The organism is Bradyrhizobium sp. LA6.1, from assembly GCF_040547805.1.
GTDB lineage: Bacteria > Pseudomonadota > Alphaproteobacteria > Rhizobiales > Xanthobacteraceae > Bradyrhizobium > Bradyrhizobium barranii.
This window is the reverse complement of the sequence record NZ_JBEPQK010000004.1, coordinates 492,138-509,547: the sequence shown is the minus strand read 5'-3', so window position 1 is coordinate 509,547 and position 17,410 is coordinate 492,138. Positions and strand designations below refer to the sequence as shown.

Annotated in this window: 18 protein-coding genes and 1 tRNA gene; 5 read left to right on the top strand and 14 right to left on the bottom strand. The window is 62.5% G+C overall.

The features are described from left to right. Nucleotides 1–23 precede the first annotated feature (23 nt). Complete coding sequence (locus ABIB99_RS12995; protein WP_354176064.1) at nt 24–1,622, bottom strand: GMC family oxidoreductase; 1,599 nt, start codon at nt 1,620–1,622, stop codon at nt 24–26. Between the two features lie 114 nt (nt 1,623–1,736). Then, nucleotides 1,737–3,182: a coniferyl aldehyde dehydrogenase gene (locus ABIB99_RS12990; RefSeq protein WP_354176063.1), complete on the bottom strand. Its 1,446-nt coding sequence runs from the start codon at nt 3,180–3,182 to the stop codon at nt 1,737–1,739. Between the two features lie 314 nt (nt 3,183–3,496). Between ABIB99_RS12990 and ABIB99_RS12985 the strand changes: the two genes are divergently transcribed. Continuing rightward, a tRNA-Met gene (locus ABIB99_RS12985) sits at nt 3,497–3,573 on the top strand. 198 nt (nt 3,574–3,771) lie between these two features. Here the strand turns inward: ABIB99_RS12985 and ABIB99_RS12980 are convergent. From ABIB99_RS12980 to ABIB99_RS12970, 3 genes are read right to left on the bottom strand one after another with little or no spacing between them, the layout of a single operon-like run. Further along, nucleotides 3,772–5,334 (bottom strand): DHA2 family efflux MFS transporter permease subunit, encoded by a 1,563-nt coding sequence (locus ABIB99_RS12980; RefSeq protein WP_354176061.1) that lies wholly within the window; start codon nt 5,332–5,334, stop codon nt 3,772–3,774. Continuing rightward, complete coding sequence (locus ABIB99_RS12975; RefSeq protein WP_354176059.1) at nt 5,327–5,845, bottom strand: isoprenylcysteine carboxyl methyltransferase family protein; 519 nt, start codon at nt 5,843–5,845, stop codon at nt 5,327–5,329. The genes ABIB99_RS12980 and ABIB99_RS12975 overlap by 8 nt, the downstream gene beginning before the upstream one ends. Next, complete coding sequence (locus ABIB99_RS12970) at nt 5,842–6,891, bottom strand: type III polyketide synthase (protein ID WP_354176057.1); 1,050 nt, start codon at nt 6,889–6,891, stop codon at nt 5,842–5,844. Before ABIB99_RS12970 ends, ABIB99_RS12975 begins: the two co-directional genes overlap by 4 nt. 263 nt (nt 6,892–7,154) lie before the next feature. Between ABIB99_RS12970 and ABIB99_RS12965 the strand changes: the two genes are divergently transcribed. Continuing rightward, nucleotides 7,155–8,036, top strand: coding sequence for a PhzF family phenazine biosynthesis protein (locus ABIB99_RS12965; RefSeq protein ID WP_354176056.1), 882 nt, complete (start codon nt 7,155–7,157; stop codon nt 8,034–8,036). A 192-nt stretch (nt 8,037–8,228) separates the two neighbouring features. Here the strand turns inward: ABIB99_RS12965 and ABIB99_RS12960 are convergent, their stop codons facing one another. Beyond that, complete coding sequence (locus ABIB99_RS12960) at nt 8,229–8,540, bottom strand: ArsR/SmtB family transcription factor (protein WP_028148917.1); 312 nt, start codon at nt 8,538–8,540, stop codon at nt 8,229–8,231. A gap of 95 nt (nt 8,541–8,635) precedes the next feature. On the opposite strand from ABIB99_RS12960, the gene ABIB99_RS12955 reads away from it, so the two are divergent. Further along, complete coding sequence (locus ABIB99_RS12955) at nt 8,636–9,388, top strand: SDR family NAD(P)-dependent oxidoreductase (RefSeq protein ID WP_063986064.1); 753 nt, start codon at nt 8,636–8,638, stop codon at nt 9,386–9,388. A gap of 206 nt (nt 9,389–9,594) precedes the next feature. On the opposite strand, the gene ABIB99_RS12950 is transcribed toward ABIB99_RS12955, so the two are convergent. From ABIB99_RS12950 to ABIB99_RS12925, 6 genes are all read right to left on the bottom strand, one after another. Next, nucleotides 9,595–9,963 carry a hypothetical protein gene (locus tag ABIB99_RS12950; RefSeq protein WP_354176055.1) on the bottom strand — a complete coding sequence of 123 codons (369 nt, stop codon included), beginning with the start codon at nt 9,961–9,963 and terminating at the stop codon, nt 9,595–9,597. 321 nt (nt 9,964–10,284) lie between these two features. Further along, a complete protein-coding gene (locus ABIB99_RS12945; RefSeq protein WP_354176054.1) occupies nt 10,285–11,211 on the bottom strand; it encodes an MBL fold metallo-hydrolase in 927 nt (308 codons plus the stop codon). A 55-nt stretch (nt 11,212–11,266) separates the two neighbouring features. After that, nucleotides 11,267–11,992: an alpha/beta fold hydrolase gene (locus tag ABIB99_RS12940; protein WP_354176052.1), complete on the bottom strand. Its 726-nt coding sequence runs from the start codon at nt 11,990–11,992 to the stop codon at nt 11,267–11,269. 113 nt (nt 11,993–12,105) lie between these two features. Then, complete coding sequence (locus ABIB99_RS12935) at nt 12,106–12,402, bottom strand: putative quinol monooxygenase (protein ID WP_354176050.1); 297 nt, start codon at nt 12,400–12,402, stop codon at nt 12,106–12,108. Between the two features lie 341 nt (nt 12,403–12,743). Next, a complete protein-coding gene (locus ABIB99_RS12930) occupies nt 12,744–12,926 on the bottom strand; it encodes a hypothetical protein (RefSeq protein ID WP_354176049.1) in 183 nt (60 codons plus the stop codon). A 69-nt stretch (nt 12,927–12,995) separates the two neighbouring features. Then, nucleotides 12,996–14,099, bottom strand: coding sequence for an NADH:flavin oxidoreductase (locus ABIB99_RS12925; RefSeq protein ID WP_225005567.1), 1,104 nt, complete (start codon nt 14,097–14,099; stop codon nt 12,996–12,998). Between ABIB99_RS12925 and ABIB99_RS12920 the strand changes: the two genes are divergently transcribed. Next, entirely contained in the window at nt 14,008–15,114 is a 1,107-nt protein-coding gene (locus tag ABIB99_RS12920; protein WP_354176047.1) for a LysR family transcriptional regulator, read from the top strand. The two genes, ABIB99_RS12925 and ABIB99_RS12920, sit on opposite strands and share 92 nt — an antisense overlap. Before the next feature lie 72 nt (nt 15,115–15,186). Here ABIB99_RS12920 and ABIB99_RS12915 read toward each other — a convergent pair whose 3' ends face one another. Together ABIB99_RS12915 and ABIB99_RS12910 are read right to left on the bottom strand one after the other, a co-directional pair. Next, entirely contained in the window at nt 15,187–15,696 is a 510-nt protein-coding gene (locus ABIB99_RS12915; RefSeq protein WP_028148915.1) for a YkgB family protein, read from the bottom strand. 45 nt (nt 15,697–15,741) lie between these two features. Then, nucleotides 15,742–16,278 (bottom strand): carboxymuconolactone decarboxylase family protein, encoded by a 537-nt coding sequence (locus ABIB99_RS12910; RefSeq protein ID WP_354176045.1) that lies wholly within the window; start codon nt 16,276–16,278, stop codon nt 15,742–15,744. Between the two features lie 130 nt (nt 16,279–16,408). Between ABIB99_RS12910 and ABIB99_RS12905 the strand changes: the two genes are divergently transcribed. Further along, nucleotides 16,409–17,404: an AraC family transcriptional regulator gene (locus ABIB99_RS12905; protein ID WP_354176043.1), complete on the top strand. Its 996-nt coding sequence runs from the start codon at nt 16,409–16,411 to the stop codon at nt 17,402–17,404. The last annotated feature ends 6 nt before the right edge of the window (nt 17,405–17,410 follow it).

The window sequence follows — 17,410 nt, the reverse complement described above, 5'->3', positions numbered from 1 at the left end:
GAGAATTGGGTGGCGGCGTCGCGCTAACTCGCACGCATCTCCGCCCTGATCATATCCGCCGCCTTCTCCCCGATCATGATCGTCGGCGCGTTGGTGTTGCCACCGATCAGCGTCGGCATGATCGAGGCGTCGACGATGCGCAAGGCCTCGATGCCGTGCACCTTCAGCTTCGGATCGACCACGGCCATCGCATCGGTGCCCATCTTGCAGGTGCCGACGGGGTGATAGACGGTGTCGACGCGATTGCGCAGGATGGCGCGGATGTCGTCGTCCGTTCTCACATCCGACGTGAACATGTCCTTCTTCTGCAACGCGCGCAGCGCGGGCGTCTCCATCAGCCGCCGCGTGGTCTTGAAGCCCGCGACCATCGACTCGAGATCTTCCGCCTCGCCCAGAAAGTTCGGATCGATCATCGGCGCTGCGAGCGGATCGGCGCTTTTCAGCGATACGCTGCCGCGGCTCTTCGGTCTGAGCAGGCAGACATGGCACGAGAAGCCCGCCTCTTTGTGCTTCTTGCGGCCGTGGTCGTCGAGCATCGCGATGACGAAGTGCAGCTGGATGTCTGGCACGGCGAGGTCGGGCCTGGTCTTCAGGAAGCCGCCACACTCGGCGAAATTGGTGGTCATCAGGCCGCGTCGCTCCCGGCGATACCGCTGGATCGCGCGGAGCAGGGATGGCAACCGGCCGAGCGATGAATGAACGAAGTGCGGATAGTCGGAGGCGTAGACGAACACGAAATCCGGATGGTCCTGCAGATTGCGCCCGACGCCCGGCAAATGATGCGCGACGCCAATGCCGTGCGCGGCAAGCGCCTCGCCATCGCCGATGCCCGACAGCATCAATAGCTGCGGCGACTGGAATGCGCCGCCGGCGAGGATCACCTCGCGGCGGGCGCGCAGCTGCTTCGTCTGCTTGCCCTGCACATATTCGATGCCGACCGCGCGCCGGCCCTCGAACAGGATTTTCGTCGCCTGCGCCTGGGTCTCGACGCGCAGATTCGCGCGCTTGTCCATGTGAGGATTCAGATAGGCGCGTGCCGCGCTCCAGCGCTCGCCATGGTGCTGCGTCACCTGGTAGCTGCCGAGCCCTTCATGGTCCTCGCCGTTGAAGTCCTCGCGGATGCGGAACTGCGCCTCGCGCGCGGCCTGGTGGAAGACGTCGTGGATCGGATTGTCCGAGCGCAGTCTGTTGACATGCAGCGGGCCGCCCTTGCCATGATACTCGCCGTCGAAATCGGAATTGTTCTCCGAGCGCTTGAAATAGGGCAGCACGTCGGCGTACGACCAGCCGGCATTGCCGAGCGAGGCCCAGTGGTCGTAGTCCGATTTGTGGCCGCGGATGTAGACCATGGCGTTGATCGCCGAGGAGCCGCCGAGGCCTTTGCCGCGCGGTTGATAGCCGATACGGCCGTTCAATCCCTTCTGCGGCACAGTATCGAAGGCCCAGTTGGCCGCCCTGTATGGCAAAGCGAGCCCGAATGGCGTGGTGATCCGCCAATTGTCGTTCCGTCCGCCGGCATCGAGCAGCGCCACGGATGTCGCCGCATCCTCCGAAAGCCGCCCGGCCACCGCGCAGCCGCCGGAGCCCGCGCCCACGACGACGAAATCGAATGTGTCAGTCACTGATGTGTCCCCCCTCTGCATTTTTCTTCTCGTCATTGCGAGCGTAGCGAAGCAATCCAGAATCCCGCCGCGGAGACAGTCTGGATTGCTGCGCTTGCTCGCAATGACCGAAAGCTACGACATGAACCGCATCAACTTCTCCAGCCGCGCGATCTTGCCGCCATAGGGCGGATAGAGGTCGGCGAGGCGGTTGAACTTGGAGCGATAAAACACCGGCTTCAGTTTGCTGAACGTGCGAAAACCCCATTCGCCGTGATAGGCGCCGGTGCCGGACGCGCCGACGCCGCCCATCGGCTGGTTGGCTTGCGCGAAGTGGAACAGGCAGTCGTTGACGGTGACGCCGCCGGAGATCGTGCGCGACAGCACCTCGTCGCGGGCGGCGCGATCCTTGCCGAACCAGTAGAGCGCCAGCGGCCGGTCGCGGGCGTTGACGAAGGCGATCGCCTCCGCCGGATCGCGATAGCCCAGCACCGGCAGAACGGGGCCGAAAATCTCCTCCTGCATCACCGCCATCGCCTCGGTCGCGCCGACGATCAGTGTCGGCGGGAATTTACGGTGTGCTTTCCAGTTCGGATCGTCCGCTTTCGCCGGTTGCAGGATTTTTGCGCCGCGCTGGGCGGCATCCGCGACGAGATTTTCCAGCCGCGCATAGTGCCGGTCGGAGATGACGGAGGTGTAGTCCTTGTTGGCCGGATCGGTGCCGAACATGCGTCGCATCTGCGCGCGCACTTTTTCGGCGAAGGCCTGCAACGAGCGCTCGGGCACCAGCACATAGTCCGGCGCGATGCAGGTCTGCCCGGCATTGAGCAGCTTTCCGTAGGCGATGCGCTCGGCCGCCTCCTCGAGATCGGCGGAGGCGTCGATGATCGCCGGCGACTTGCCGCCGAGCTCGAGCGTCACGGGCGTGAGATTGCGCCCGGCGGCCTCAGCGACCAGCCGGCCGATCCGGGTCGAGCCGGTGAAGACGAGATGGTCGAACGGCAGGCTCGCGAAGGCTTTTGCGATCTCGTCCTCGATGCCGGTGATCAGCACCTCGGTGGCATCGAACTTTTGCGCGATCGTCTCCTTCAGCAGCGCCGAGAAGTGGGCTACCTGTTCGCTCGGCTTGATGATGACCCGGTTGCCGGCAGCGATCGCGCCGATCGCCGGCGCAAGCGTGAGCTGGAGCGGATAATTCCAGGGCGCGATGATGCCGACGACGCCGAGCGGCTGCGGGATCAGGCGGTTGCGCGCGGGCAGGAATTGCAGCGCGGTGGCCACGCGCTGCGGCGCCATCCAGCTCTTCAGGTGTTTGGTCGCATGCCGGATCTCGGAGAACACCAGCATCGTCTCGGCGATGGTGGTCTCGACGGCCGAGCGGTGGCCGAAATCGGCCGAGATCGCCTGCCTGAAACGCTCCTCGTTGTCGGCGACCACAGTGCGCAGCCGCGCCAGCCGGTCGAGCCGCTCGGCCAGATCAGGTGCAGGCTCGGCGCGCGCCCGCGCGACCATGGCATGGAAGGCCTCGTTGAGGGCCCGAAGCGGGGCGCCCTCCGGGGACTTATCCAGGGGCTGGTCCATGGCGTTCCTCCCGAAAATGGCGTTGGCCCCCCACGTTTTGTTGCCGCAAGCTGGCCCTTTGTGGAACTTCTGGCAAGAGTGCGCCAAACGGGCCGGAAATCGGCCCAACTCACTGTCATAAAGTCGAAAAAAACGTCCCCGCGGCCCTTTCCAAAGGCAGCCCGGGTTGGTACATACGCCTCGCACCCGAGGGGCTTTGCCCCGGGGTTGCCTTCCAAGGAAGCCTTTGGGACGGACGAAGCAAGCCACGCGAACAGCGCCGGCCACTTCATTCACCGTCCCGGCATCTTGGCCAAGGCAAAGCGACGGTTTAACGCGGGGTGGAGCAGCCCGGTAGCTCGTCAGGCTCATAACCTGAAGGTCATAGGTTCAAATCCTATCCCCGCAACCAAGTTCGGACTTTTACCGGTTCCGATACGAAAATGGCCCGCATCACGCGGGCCATTTTTGTTTGGTGGGGCGGGCACCTACCGTCTCAGGTCACGACGAGTCCCTCTGTCAGTGCGGCCTTCCTCAGATAGGTAAGCGAACCACGCCGAACTTCGCCGTCGGGCGGCGCGTCGCGGCAATTGCGATCTCTATTCGCCACTCAATTGAGTGCGCCATCACCAGAATTCTCATCAGTGCCTTCCAGGGGACCGGCCGCGAACGGAATGAGCAACAGTCCGAGCAGCGCCACGCAAGCGAGGAGGGCCCAGGCTTCGTTGGCGCTGAGCGCGAACGCGGCCTTTTCGACCATGGGACGCAGATAGGCTTCAACCGTGGCATCGGAGACCTGCGGAGGGCGGTGGGTAAACAGCGTGACGTCAAGCCCGATCGCCTGAGCCGCAGTCACATCGCCCGCAATCAGGCGCTCGCGCAAAGCGTCGGCGTGCCCGCCGGTGCGCCCGTAAAGGATCGTATCGATCAGCGCGATGCCGATTGCGCCCCCGAGGTTTCGCATCAGGTTAAACAGGCCGCTTGCGTCGGGTACCCGTGATGCGGTCAGCGAACCCAACGCCAGCCGGGTCGGAGGCAGCAGGCAAAACATGATCGCAACGCCGCGCAAGACTTGCGGCCAGAACATTTCTTGGAAGTCGGCGACACGGCTCTCGAATGCGCTGCAACCCAGCCCGATCGCGAACAGACCAAACCCCGCCGCCGACAACCAGCGGGGATCAAACCTGCTTTCCAGCAGGCCCGCAATCGGCGCGGTGGCAAGCTGCGCAACGCCGGTGACGAGCATGATCGTGCCGATTTCAAATGCGTCATGATGTCGAACATAGGCGAGGAAGACCGGCATGAGATAGACCGAGCCGAACAATCCAACTCCGAGGAAGAAGCTCAATGCGCAACCGATCGCAAACGAGCGCGATCTAAATGTCGACAGTTCGACCACCGGATGCGCGGCCCTGAGTGTTCGGATGGCGAAGACGGTTGCCGCGGCAGCACTCAAGACGATCAGGATGGAACAGAATGGAGAAAGCCACCCGCGTTGCGGGCCTTCCTTCAGACCGATCTCCAGGCATGCAAGCGAAACCGCAAGAAGTCCGAGAGACGGCACGTCGAGTGTAGCCAGATCAGAAAGCCGGGGTCGTTCGCGCGGCAGCAGCATTGGCGTGGCGAGTGCGGCGACTACCCCAGGAGCGACATTGATCAGAAACAGCCAATGCCAGGACCAGGTGTCGGTGATCCAGCCACCGACCACCGGCCCGAAGGTGGGCGCCAGCACGGCCATAATGCCGGCCATGGTGGTGGCAACGGGATGCAAACGGATCGGAAACAGCAGAAAGACAGCGGAAAAAACCGCCGGAATCAGCACGCCGCCAGCGAAACCCTGAAGCACGCGGAAGCTGACAAGCGTCGTAAAACTGCTGCTGAACGCGCAGCCGATGGAGGCAAGGGTAAAGAGGCTGATCGCAATAACAAACAGCCATCGCAGCGTTAGAACGCGCGTAAGCCACCCGGTCAGTGGAATGGCGATGATCTCGGCGATCAGATACGCGGTTTGAATCCAGCTCATCGCCTCTCGCGATATGGCGAGTGTACTCTGGATCGTGGGTAGCGAAGTGGCGACGACCTGAATGTCGAGGATCGCCATGAACATGCCGAGGCACATCAGGACGAAGCCAAGCCACGTAGCTGCACTCGGCTCGGTAACCCGTTCAGTCATTATGCGCCACGCATAATGTCTCACGGGATGCGGCGAGGGCGAGGTTTTCGGCCCGTATGCGGATCGCGAGAACCGCGGCGTTGAGGATGGTGAAGACGATGGCCAGCAGCGGCAGATCCAGAACCAAAGGGAGCACGGCGATCTCGCCGGCAACCACGGCATAGTTGGGATGCGACAGAAATCGATAGGGTCCCGCTGACACGAGCGGCTGTTCGGGCAGAACAATAATCCGCGTCGTCCATCGTGAGCCGAGCGTCCAGATGACCCAGAAGCGAAGGCACTGAAGGATAAGATAGCTGGCCAGGGCAACGACATTCACCGGTTGGTCGCGGCCGAGCACCCACAGCGACAACAGCCAGGCGGCATGAACCGTGATGATCAACGGATAATGCCGGGGTGCCACCTCGACGGCGCCGCGGGCCAGGAGCTTTCGAGTGTTAGCACGCGAAATGACGAGCTCGCCGACGCGCTGCAGCGTGATGGCGCCGAGAATGAGTTCAGCAAACGTCACGAAGTGTGCCGTAGCGTGACACAGCTCGCGGTGAAGCCGGGTCCGAGCGCCGTCAACAGTGAGCGCGCCGGCAGCCCTTTCGCGCGAGCCTGCTCAAGCACGAACAATACAGTGGGTGACGACATGTTACCAAAGTCGGCGATAATCTGCCGTTCATGGGAAAGCGTTCCTTGGTCGAGCGCGAGCGCGCCTTCCAATGCACAGATAACCTTCGCGCCGCCGGGATGGCAGATGAACCGGTCAATGTCTTCCACCGAAAGACGCATTCTGGAGAGAATTTCGGTCACGGCGGAGTTGAGATGCCTCGTGACGAAGTCAGGTATGGTGCGGCGAAAGATGACGCCGAATCCTTCCGGATCGACACTCCATCCCATGATGCCGAGCGTATCCGGCCAAAGGTGTTCGCCGGCAGCCTCGATCTGCGTCGCACCGCCATCGCCCGCGCGCAACACGATTGCAGCAGCGCCGTCGCCAAACAGGCTGACGGCGACGATGTTGACTTTGGTAAGTTCGTCCAGGCGAAGTGCGAGTGAGCAGAGCTCGATCGTGACCAGCAGCACGTTGGTGCCAGGGCGCGCTTGGGCGAGGCGCGACGCAATCGATAGACCCGAAACCCCGCCCGCACAGCCGAGACCAAACACCGGTACACGCATCGTGTCGGACCGGAAGCCCATCCGGCGAGCAACGCGCGCCTCGAGACTTGGTGTCGCGATTCCCGTGGAAGAGACGGTCACGACAGTGTCGACATCGCCGCCAGCAAGTTGCGCGCTCGCCAGCGCCTTCTCGGCGACATCGACAAATAGCGCTTCAGCTCCCTCGAGAAAGGCCTCGGTGCGTTCGGGCCAGCCTCGTCGTTCGAGATACCAGTCGAACGGCTTGACGCCGTGACGCTTGACTATGCCGGCATTCGCGAAAATGCTTGAGAACCGTTCGAATTCGGGAAAGCGGGCGCCGAAGACATCCCATGCCGCCGTCAGTACGTCCTCTTGCAAAAACACGTGGGGAGGCACCGACGTCGCCAGGGAGACCAGCGCAGCCGGGGGCATCGGGGATCCTGGTGTTGCTGTCATCAGCATAAGAAACATCGGCGCGGTGCAAATATTTCGACGCTTGTAAGAAATGATCTAGCCGGACATGTCACTAAAACTTGAATAGCGTTACGACTTCCCAGGTTTGGATTCGACATGCAGAGGTTGTCGCTTCCGCCCAGCGAGGCATTCGAGAGCCATCCGAATCTGACCATGGTCCATCAAACTGTTGCCAACGCGATCGTTGACACCGTCGCGCACTCCATGAAGTGAGCTGTCCAATGACCGAGATCGACCTTGTCAACGTGTTCACCCACACGGGGCGCGGCGGCAACCCCTGTCCAATTGTCATCGATGCATCGAACCTGACTGCTGAGGGGATGCAGTCGGTGGCCCGGCGCTTCGGGCATGAGTCGGGCTTCGTCCTGCCGGCTCCCAGCGGCGACGCCGACTATGCCTTCCGGTTCTGGGTTCCGCGACACGAGATGGAGATGTGCGGTCACGCGACGATCGGCGCGCTCTGGGTCCTCGCGACCAAGGGGCGCTTGCCGGGCGAACAGGTCCGCATCGAGACACGCAGCGGATCGGTGACGGGCTATGTCGATCGTGTGGGCTCCGGTGAACCGTCCGTCGAGATCAGCCAGCCTGTCGGCAAGGTCGTCGATCTCTCGCGTGCCGAAGAGGAGGACGTTCTGTCGACGCTCAAGCTGTCGCGCCGCGATCTGCTGGATATGCCGGTGCAGAACGCCGTCACGTCGCGCGTGAAGACGCTCATCCCGATCAAGGGCGTCCGCGAGCTCAATGAGCTGGTGCCGGACCCGGCGCAGATCGAGGCGTGCTGCGGGCGGATCGGGTCCACCGGACTTTACCCCTACGCCATCGAACATCAGGGCGAACGGCGCTTCGAGGCGCGACAGTTTCCGAAGTCATCAGGCTACCCGGAAGATGCTGCCACCGGCATTGCCGCCGCGGCGCTCGCGTTCGGACTGCTCAAGAACGGCCTGGTCGAGCGCAACAGCGCGCGGATCACCATCATGCAGGGCCGGGCGATGGGGTCGTTGTCCGAGATTCGGGTGCGGCTCGGCTTCGCTGACAGCCGGCCCGTGGGTTGCCTGCTTGGAGGCTCCGTCACGCGCGCGGAGCAACATGTCTTGCAGCCCTAGCAGGTCGGCTTAGAGACGGCGCGCTAGACCTGGGCCTTCGGCGCTGTAGCCAGAAAATTGATCATGGCGCGAACGCCGGGCAACACGCCGCGCCGGGACGGAAGCTCGGGCCATTTTTGTTTTGGGATACGCCCGGTGGCAACATCAGCCGATCCCTTGCGCGCTCCACAAATCTGTCGTGCGCGAATGCCCTCAGTCCGGAAAGCTCAGGATCATTTTGAGCAGTTTCGGAAACCGCGCGTTGATGTCCTCTTCGCGCAAAACGTTGCGGTGCTGGACGCCTTGCTTTGACGTCCGGATCAGGCCGGCCTCCCGCAGGATCCGAAAATGGTTCGACAGAGTCGACTTCGCCATGTCAGGGCAAGGCGCCGCCTCGGTGCACGACATGCAATCGTTTTGCGCGGCCAGGCTTTTGACGATGCGCAGCCGCATTGGATCCGCGAGAGCTCCAAGCACCCCGGCGAGTGTAATCTCGTCCCGCGATGGGTGAACGAACTGCACCATGCCCAAAATATAGCACGTCCCTTGAACTCATTCAATAGTTCACTAGTATTGAACTATTGAATATCGGCATCCCGCCGAACAACGGAAAACATGCGATGACCAAGAGACTCGAAGGCAAAGTTGCGCTCGTAACCGGCGCATCCAAAGGCATTGGCGCCGAAATCTCAGCCCGGCTTGCGGCTGAGGGTGCGGCGGTTGCCGTCAATTACAGCGCCAGCAAAGAGGCCGCCGACCGCGTGGTCGCAGCCATCATCGCCAAGGGTGGCAAAGCCGTCGCCGTGCACGGCAACCTGGCCGATGCCAAAAACGTGAAAAGCGTCGTCGCGGAGACCGTGAAGGCGTTCGGTGCGATCGATATCCTCGTCAACAACGCGGGCATCTACGAGTTCGCGCCGCTCGAGGCCATCACGCCTGAGCATTTCCACAAGCATTTCGACCTCAATGTGCTCGGGCTTCTCTTGATCTCGGGGGAAGCGGTGCAGCACTTCAATCCCAATGGGGGCAGCATCATCAACATCAGCTCGGGCGTGTCGACCATCGCGCCGGCGAACACCGCCGTCTACACCGCGACGAAGGCATCGGTGGATGCGATCTCCTCCGTGCTGTCGAAGGAGCTCGCGCCGCGCAAGATCCGCGTCAACGCCGTCAATCCAGGCATGATCGCCACCGAAGGCGTCGTGTCTGCCGGCCTGCACGAGGGCGATATGCGCAACTGGATCGAATCCACCACCCCGCTTGGCCGCATCGGCAAGGTTGAGGAGATCGCTGCCGCGGTGGCCTTCTTCGCTTCGGACGAAGCGTCCTACGTCACGGGCGAGACACTTCACGTCACCGGCGGTCTTCGCTGACGCGTGACGTGCCCTGGCGGCCCGAAATCGCTGAACGGCGTCGTCCCAACATGGTCGCGGTAGTGTATCCCGCAGCCACGTTCGGACTTCACCGGTCCCGATGAGAAAATGGCTCGCATCAAGCGAGCCATTTTTATTCTGCGGGTGAGCGTCCTGATGTCACCGCGAGCCACGCAGTGAGCCAGCGGCACCGTCGGATCCGAGCTTTACGGCTTGTCGTCCGCCTCTTCGCTTTCCGAAAGCGCGCGATAGCGCACGAGATCGGGATCACCATCCATGTAGAGCCCAATGAAGCCCCGATAGCCGAAGTCGTCGCGGAGAAGCACGAGCAGCCGATCCAGATCCTTGTAGGTACGATCTTCCTTGTCGCCCCAGGTTCGGAGCGGCAGGAATTCGCGTCGCCAACTCGGCCGAACATAGGCCAGGTGTTCGGCCATACCCTCGATCGTCTTGGTGATGATGAGGACATTGCGCAGGTGCCCGCCATTTTGCAGCTCCTGCTTGATTTCCCCTTCCTGTAACCCTTTCGCCAAGGGTCGCTCCCGCAAATTGATCGCCCAAAGGGCGAAGACCACAACGGGGGCAGACTTCCTTGCGCCGACCAATCCGCAGTCGCTTTCTGACCTGCGGTCCGGAAGATTCGGAGCGAGTCGAACTGCTCCATGGCGAAAGCTGCCTCCGACCCTGTGTCTATCAGCGAAAGGGGTTGCCTTGCGAGCCGACAATGAGGTGACGCGCACAGCAAGCGCTTCGATCGCTGCTGCGTTCACACTTCGGCGGCACCGACGTTCTCCCGGCGACGCAAGGGAGAAATCGACGTAATATCAGCTACATCGATAGGGTTGCGAACGCGACGAGATATTCCAGGCTCGCGGTCGACTCCGATGCGTGTTCCCCTAGGCCAATCCGCCGTCCGGCTCTTGCAGGTGGCGGAAGGCGGCGGGCACGTTGACGGAGTTGTGCGCCCAATCGAACAGGCTGTACTCACCGTAGTGCGCCATGGCGACCGCCTCGAGCGTGGCCTCGATCGATCGACCTTCTGCGATCGCCGTGCGCACGGCGCTGTCGAGCTCGCGAAGATAGCGAAGCGGGAATTCGATGTCCGCGGGACGCATCGGCCGCCCGTGGCCGGGAATGATGGTCGCGTCTTCCGGCAGGAAGTCGCGCACGCGCGCAAGGGTCGTCATCGTCTCCTTGTGCCGCCCTTCGAGGAGCCACGGAAGCGCCGGAGACGGTGCTTGGATCATGTTGCCGACCCAAAGCACCTTCGCGTCTGGCGCCCATATGACCAAATCGCCTGGCGTCTGCGCGAACCCAAAGTGACGGACCTCGACGATGCGGCTGCCAAGATCGACGCTGATCATGTCGGGGACGGTGATGTCAGCGGCGCGTGCCTGCACGCGTTCAATGCCCTTCCCCTTACCCATGAGGCTGATCATGAAACGGCGATCGTCCTCGAAGCTTCCTTCCATGTAGCGCTTGGTCGCCGGATGCTGAATAACGACAGTGCTGTCGGGAAACAGGTAATTCCCGTAGGCGTGGTCGCCATGATAGCTGGTGTTGACGAGGAAGCGGATCGGCTTCGACGTCACTTGGCGTACGAGCCCGATAAGCTGCGAGGCGAGATCGCCATTCAGCATTGACTCGACGACGAGTACGCTGCGTTCGCCGATCACGAAGCCGGCCGTGGTGGCGACGTGGTCTTTCTCGAACACGTCGTCAGGCATGACCGCGAAAACGCCGGGGGCCAGTTCGTTCGATGTGAGCTTCACCCGAGCCGCATCCCAGGGCGGCGTTGCTTCTTGCTCACCGTCCTGCGTCATCGGATGGGTCCTCCCTGTTTGAATGATGCCAAGCGACCACGCTTTGCGGACGCCGTTACTCCGCTGCTGCGCGGGCGGCCTGTTCGATTGCGTCGGCCACGACTTCAGGGTTGGAGACGGGGACGGCGTGCGAAGCGTTCACCTCGATGACGGTGGCGTGGGCGCGATCGGCTTCGAACTTGTATTCGTCGACCGGAATGGCGCGATCCTGCAGGGGCCTGACTTGCCAGCTCGGCTTGCTCGTCCAAGCCGCGGATGTCAGCGGTTCGGTCAGGGCCGCCAGGTTCATGGGGCGTTGGCCGGCGAGCATCAGGGCGGCCACGCTCGCGGGCACGTCGGCGGCAACGTTGCTGTGGAACTTGTCGGGCTGGTAGAGGAGATACGTGCCGCTGGTCCCGTCGGGCAGGGTGTACGTGGTCGGCTCGACGGATGTGGGGAATGTGCTGCCGGGAAACCGTTCGAGCAAATGGGTTGCGGCCTCCCCGACCGCGGGCATGATGGAGGCCGCGTAGACAAGGCCCTTGACCTTGGGGTCGTCCCCGGCCTGCGTGATGACGGCCCCGCCATAGGAGTGGGCCGCCAGGATCACGGGCCCCTGGATCTTGTCCAACAGGCTGCGCAGGTACGCGGTGTCGATTGCCGGGCCCAGCAGCGGATTGCCGAAGGCGACGACCGGGTAGCCGTCGCGCTGGAGCCTCTCAATCACTCCATTCCAGATCGACGCGTCTTCGAAAGCCCCGTGCACAAGAACGACAGTGGGCTTGGGCGATTCCTGGTTCATCGTGAGTCCTTTTCGGGAGAATTAGGGAGGAGGTCGCTTCGCTGAAGTGCTCGTTAAGTCGCGCCGCCCAAGCTCATCATCTGCCTTGCAACGAAGAGCCTCGGTAAGACGCTCTATTTCTGGGCGATGACGTGAAGCCGGTGCACCTTGGGAGCTTCGGAAAACAGCTCGCCTGCCTTCGCGAACAGCACCTTTGCAAGTTCGCCGTTCAAATGCGCGTCTCGTCCAACTTCGTCATTGAACGTGTCGATGATTCCGTAGCGTCCCGGCTCCTCTTCCTTGAGCCCGTACCACGCCGCTATTCCGGCCTCTGCCTTCGCCATCGCGGCGCCCTGCTTCAGGAAAGCTTCGACTTCCGCTTCCTTGCCCCGATTGGCTTTCAACTCGACGAAGAAGGCGAACTTGGCCATGCCATTGATCCTTTCGGTTGCATCCGACTATTGTGCGTCTCTATATAAAATGCGTTTTTATAAAAACACATCAAAGAACGCGTGGGATTGGTTCGCTTTGTCGTGATCGAAGAAAATAATATAACTGTGTAATTTCAGATATTTGTTGCAAGTCATATCTTCGATAGCGAGTCGTCATCCAGAACGAATTTTAAAATTAATTAGAACTATATCAGAAGTCTTTTTATAAAATCACCGGTGGTCTCGACCATCACGGCCTTGCCGTCTTCACGGGTCGTGCGGTGAGATGAGCGGTGCCGAAACGATGATGAGATCGTTGCGGTCACACCCCCGACGACGACTTAGGACCTGCTCGGAGCCTTACCGAGAGGTGGAAGCAACTGTTGCGCGGTGTGAGGCGATAGCTCCTCGATGGCCGCTCGAAGGTGGGCCGCAGCCTTCGAATGCTCGGGCCCATCGAGCATGCGCAATGCTTCCAGCATGAGCGACAACGCCACCGAGGCATCGGAGATCGCGTCCGTCATGATCGTTCCTTTCGATGCGTGCACGATCTTCAGTGCATCGGCCCTCGGCATCGACGTCGCGGGACGCGCTCACATCATCAGTTCCGTGTCCTTGATGTCGGCGATGGGGCCGAGGATCGCAGGGTCAAATTCATCCAGAGAGCTGCGGTCCAACAGACGCTTGGGCAGGTCGGGGTTCGCCAAGGCCCCACGGCCTATCGTGACGACATCGGCGCCATCGTCGAGCGCAGCCACCGCCTGCTCGATGTTATGCAGGCTGCCATTGGCGAAAATCGTCGCTTTGGGGGCGTAGCGCTTGGCGAGGCGCATCAATGACGGGCCGTCCTTGGCGAAAGCGGGCTTCCACGCCTCAAACTCGGTCACATGGACGAAGTCGGCGCCGGCATCGCCGAGGCTGCCGAAGATGATTTCGGCGTCACGCTCCGCACCCGCCCATTTGTGATGATAGTCGTTCACCTTGCCTTGCGAGATGCGGACGCCGACCGGCACCGCGCTCCCGACCTTCGCGCGCACCGCCTTGAAGGTTTCCACGATTAGCCGCACGCGGTTCTCCGTGGCGCCGCCCCAGCGATCGGTTCTGCTGTTGGCGTAGTCGGTCAGGAACTGGTCGAGCAAGTAGCCGTTGGCGCCGTGAATCTCGATGGCGTCGAACCCGGCGACCTGGATCGCTCGCGCAGCCGAGCCCGCGAAGCCGGCGATGGCGTCGGCGATCTGCTCTTCCGTGATGGCTGCCGGCAGCACGTAGCGGTCCTTTCCGTGATAGAATGTCATCTGCTCGCCCTTGGGCTGAATGGCAGACGGCCCCACCGTGCTGTCGCGAAAGCGATTGCCTTGACTGATCGCTCCGGCATGCATCATCTGGGCGATGGCCACCGCTCCGTGCGACTTGATGCCGTTGACGACCGGCTTCCAGGCCATGGCCTGCACTTCGTCGGTCATGCCGGGTTGATGGACGTAGCCCTGCGAGAACGCCTGGTCTGTGTAGATGCCTTCGGTGATGACCGTTCCAAACCCGCCTCGCGCGAACCGCTCGTAGTATCGCGTCATGGTTTCGGTGGCCCGGCCGTCCTGGGTCGCCGTGATGCGCGTCATTGGCGCAACAGCAAGACGGTTCTTCGCGGCACGGCCGTTTATATCGATTGGCGTGAAAAGCGCCTTCGCTTCGCTGTCCATCATTATTAAATCTCCAGAGTCTTTACCTTCGGGAGTGGCCTCCCTTGCTGGAGAGCGATTTAGAGCTTGCCGTGACCCGACAGAAGTCCGGCTGGAAGCTAAGCACTTTATCGATTATCGTTATAAAATGGATTTCGCGGATGTAGCCCTGTTTCGCAGCATCGTGACCGCCGGCAGCCTGTCCGCTGCGGCGCGAGAGATGGGCACCACGCCAATGTTGGTCAGTCGAAGGCTCGCAGCGCTTGAAGCTGAGCTCGGCGCGCGCCTGTTTCATCGGACCACGCGCTCACTGTCGCTCACCCCTGAGGGCGAGGCCTTTTTGCCTCACGCCGCCGCCCTGATAGCCGCCCGCGATTCAGCATTCGAGTCCGTGTCGTCCGCCGGCTCGGGGCTCTCAGGTGTGCTCAAGGTCACAGCGCCGAACGTCATCGGCCATGCCGTCATCGTACCCGTCGTGGCCAAGCTGATCGCGGACAACCCGGCGCTTCGGGTCAATCTTGTCCTGAGCGACGATCGCGTCGACATCGCTTCGATGGGTCTCGACGTTGCGATCCGCGTTGCGCCGATGAAGCCTTCCGACATGATCGCGACAAGGCTCGCCGACAATCCTTACATACTCTGCGCATCGCCAGCCTATATCGCTCGCTTCGGCGAACCGGCAACGCTGGGCGATCTGGTGAGTCACCCCTGCATCAGGCTTCATGCGATGGAGACCTGGCCGTTCGTACGTGGAGGCGAATTGGAGCAGATCCGGATCGCCGGCCCGCTGTCGGCCAGCACAGTCGACGCTGTTCGAGCGGCTTGTCTTGCGGGCGTGGGGGTCGCCATGATGACCTATTGGGATGTGTACGAGCAGATTGAACGCGGAGAGTTGAAGCGTATCGTCCTGGCGGATGCCGCGCCGGTTGAGCTCGCGATATGGGCGGTTTTCCTGACTCGCGCGCAAATGCCCGTCCGGGTAAGAGCGTTCATTGATGCTCTGCGAAAACGGCTGCTCGCGGGCACACTGCCGTGATCGTCGCGACGTGCCATCGCCGGCGAGCGGGAAAGCTCGCCGACGACACGTCGCTGGGCAGAGTGCCACCCGTCACCGCGTCAGGCGAACCAGATCCTGCCTTAGCAGATAGAAGGAGACTGCGAGCAGCACGACGTCCTTCATCAGGAAGGGCACGTTGCCCGTCATCGCGGGGAAGCCTCCCGCGGCGAGGTCCCAACCCTCCGGCATGAAGGGAATGATGGTGACGGTCGCGATGAAGGTGCCGGTCGAGCCGAGCGCGCCGAGCACACCAAGCCGGTGGCTCCAGAAGCCCGCGAGCAGCAGCCCGCCGAAGGTCCATTCGGAGACGCCGAGGAAATAGCTGGCGCCGGCATGGCCGAACACGGGATAGAGCCACCAGATCAATGGGCCGTTGCTGATGAACGGGACCAGCCGTTCGAATTCGTACGGAAACCACTTCTGGTAACCGAAGAAGAAGAACATGATCACCATCGAGGCGCGGACGACATGGTAGTCGAGATCTTCCGCGAGCAGGCCGGATCCCTGCAGGGCGCGGACGAGAGGATTTTGGGCGGTGTGGGTGTTGGCAAGCATGGTCATGGTCGTGATCCCTGATGTGAGATGAGCGACGTGGCGGCCGTCGCGTTAGGCGACCGCCGGGAAGTCGATCTCGGTATCGTTGATGCGGTTGAAGACGTTGGTGAACACGGTGGTGGCAAAGGCGAGGCTGATGTCGACGAGCTGCGCGTCGCTGTAGCCGGCGGCCTTGATCGCGACGAAATCCTTGTGGCTGACGGTGCCGCTGGTGCGCGCAAGCTTGTCGACGAAAGCGACCAGCGCATCGCGCTGGGCATCACCGGTGGGCCGGCCTTCGCGGATCTGCTTCAGGGCCTCCGGCGCAAGGCCGACGAGCCTTGCGAGATGGCTGTGGGCGGCGACACAATAGTCACAGCCGGCGGCTTCGCTGATGACGAGCTTGATGATCTCCTTGTCGGACTTGGTCAGTCCGCCGGAGGCGAGCACAGTGTCGGCAGCGAGCACGGCCTTGAGCGCAGCGGGGCCATGGGCGGCGATGGCCGCAAAGGTGTTCGGCACGCTGCCGATGGCCTTCTTGATCTGGGCATAGACCTGGCCGGAGGGGCCGGCGTCAGTTTCGAGGTTCGGGACGGAAAGACGGGACATGATGGCACTCCGTGTTGGGGTGGTGAACGATTGCGGAGTCACAGTAGGGTCGCGATCTGAGATGTTGAATGCTTGATCGGCTTGTATATATGCTCGATCGTCTCAAGTGGCGTGCCGAGAGAGGAATACGATGGATTGGCTGAGCCGGCTGTTCGAGATGATGCCGGTGCGCGGCCGTCTGGACCTGCGCTGCTCCTACGGCGCGCCCTGGCGGATCGAGCAGGGGCCGGGCGAGGTCAACGAGATCCCGTACCACGCGGTGCTCGCTGGCTCGGCGATGCTGGACGATCCGGCGGGAGGCCGGCCGTTGCTACTGGAGGCCGGCGACATTCTGCTGCTGCCGCGCAACCCCCGGCACGTCATGCACGACGGCAGCGGAGCTGCGCCGCTGAAGGCCCGCAACCGCGCGTCACTCAACTTCACGATCAGCGAGAATCCCGGCTCGGACGCGCGGCTCGATCTGCTGTGCGGACATTTTTCGATCGCCCCGCCGCACGACCGGCTGCTGCGCAACTATCTGCCGCCGGTGCTGATCGTGAGGGCCGGCGCGCAGGCCGGAGAGCGGGACACGGCGGGGCAGCTCGGAGGTCTCGTTGCCTTGATGCGCGGAGAGACCGCAGACGATCAGCTGGGTGGCCGCGCGATGCTGAACGCGTTGTCGACGGCGATGTTCGCGCTCGTGCTGCGCCTCGCCAGCGAGACCGGGGACGCGCCGCGCGGGCTGCTTGCGCTCGCAGGTCACCCACGCCTCGCGCCGGTCGTTGCGGCCATGTTCAATGCGCCCGCGCGCGCATGGACGCTGCCCGAGCTCGCGCAGCTCGCCAACATGTCGCGTGCGACACTCGCTCGTCAATTCCAGGAGAAGGTCGGACGTTCGCCCAGCGAACTGCTGACCGACATCCGCATGACGCTGGCAACGAACGAACTGAGGAAATCCTCGCTCTCGACCGGAGCGGTGGCCGAGGCGGTCGGATATCTGTCCGAGGCGGCGTTCCAGCGGGCGTTCAAGAGCCACATGGGCATCACCCCCGCGCAATGGCGAAAGTTTGCGCAGACGCCTGCGACGATTGACGAGCTGGAGCTGGCGAAGAGCGCAGACACGGCGTCGGCTGGCGAGAATGCCTAGGCAGGC

Bases quoted from the DNA above. Each gene is read 5' to 3' on its own strand.
- ABIB99_RS12980 (WP_354176061.1), bottom strand. From the start codon at position 5,334: ATGACTGAACGGGTTACCGAGCCGAGTGCAGCTACGTGGCTTGGCTTC.
- ABIB99_RS12955 (WP_063986064.1), top strand. From the start codon at position 8,636: ATGACCAAGAGACTCGAAGGCAAAGTTGCGCTCGTAACCGGCGCATCC.
- ABIB99_RS12910 (WP_354176045.1), bottom strand. From the start codon at position 16,278: ATGTCCCGTCTTTCCGTCCCGAACCTCGAAACTGACGCCGGCCCCTCC.
- ABIB99_RS12965 (WP_354176056.1), top strand. From the start codon at position 7,155: ATGACCGAGATCGACCTTGTCAACGTGTTCACCCACACGGGGCGCGGC.
- ABIB99_RS12960 (WP_028148917.1), bottom strand. From the start codon at position 8,540: ATGGTGCAGTTCGTTCACCCATCGCGGGACGAGATTACACTCGCCGGG.
- ABIB99_RS12905 (WP_354176043.1), top strand. From the start codon at position 16,409: ATGGATTGGCTGAGCCGGCTGTTCGAGATGATGCCGGTGCGCGGCCGT.
- ABIB99_RS12915 (WP_028148915.1), bottom strand. From the start codon at position 15,696: ATGACCATGCTTGCCAACACCCACACCGCCCAAAATCCTCTCGTCCGC.
- ABIB99_RS12925 (WP_225005567.1), bottom strand. From the start codon at position 14,099: ATGGACAGCGAAGCGAAGGCGCTTTTCACGCCAATCGATATAAACGGC.
- ABIB99_RS12945 (WP_354176054.1), bottom strand. From the start codon at position 11,211: ATGACGCAGGACGGTGAGCAAGAAGCAACGCCGCCCTGGGATGCGGCT.
- ABIB99_RS12920 (WP_354176047.1), top strand. From the start codon at position 14,008: ATGCGCGTCATTGGCGCAACAGCAAGACGGTTCTTCGCGGCACGGCCG.
- ABIB99_RS12930 (WP_354176049.1), bottom strand. From the start codon at position 12,926: ATGACGGACGCGATCTCCGATGCCTCGGTGGCGTTGTCGCTCATGCTG.
- ABIB99_RS12970 (WP_354176057.1), bottom strand. From the start codon at position 6,891: ATGCCCCCGGCTGCGCTGGTCTCCCTGGCGACGTCGGTGCCTCCCCAC.
- ABIB99_RS12990 (WP_354176063.1), bottom strand. From the start codon at position 3,182: ATGGACCAGCCCCTGGATAAGTCCCCGGAGGGCGCCCCGCTTCGGGCC.
- ABIB99_RS12935 (WP_354176050.1), bottom strand. From the start codon at position 12,402: ATGGCCAAGTTCGCCTTCTTCGTCGAGTTGAAAGCCAATCGGGGCAAG.
- ABIB99_RS12940 (WP_354176052.1), bottom strand. From the start codon at position 11,992: ATGAACCAGGAATCGCCCAAGCCCACTGTCGTTCTTGTGCACGGGGCT.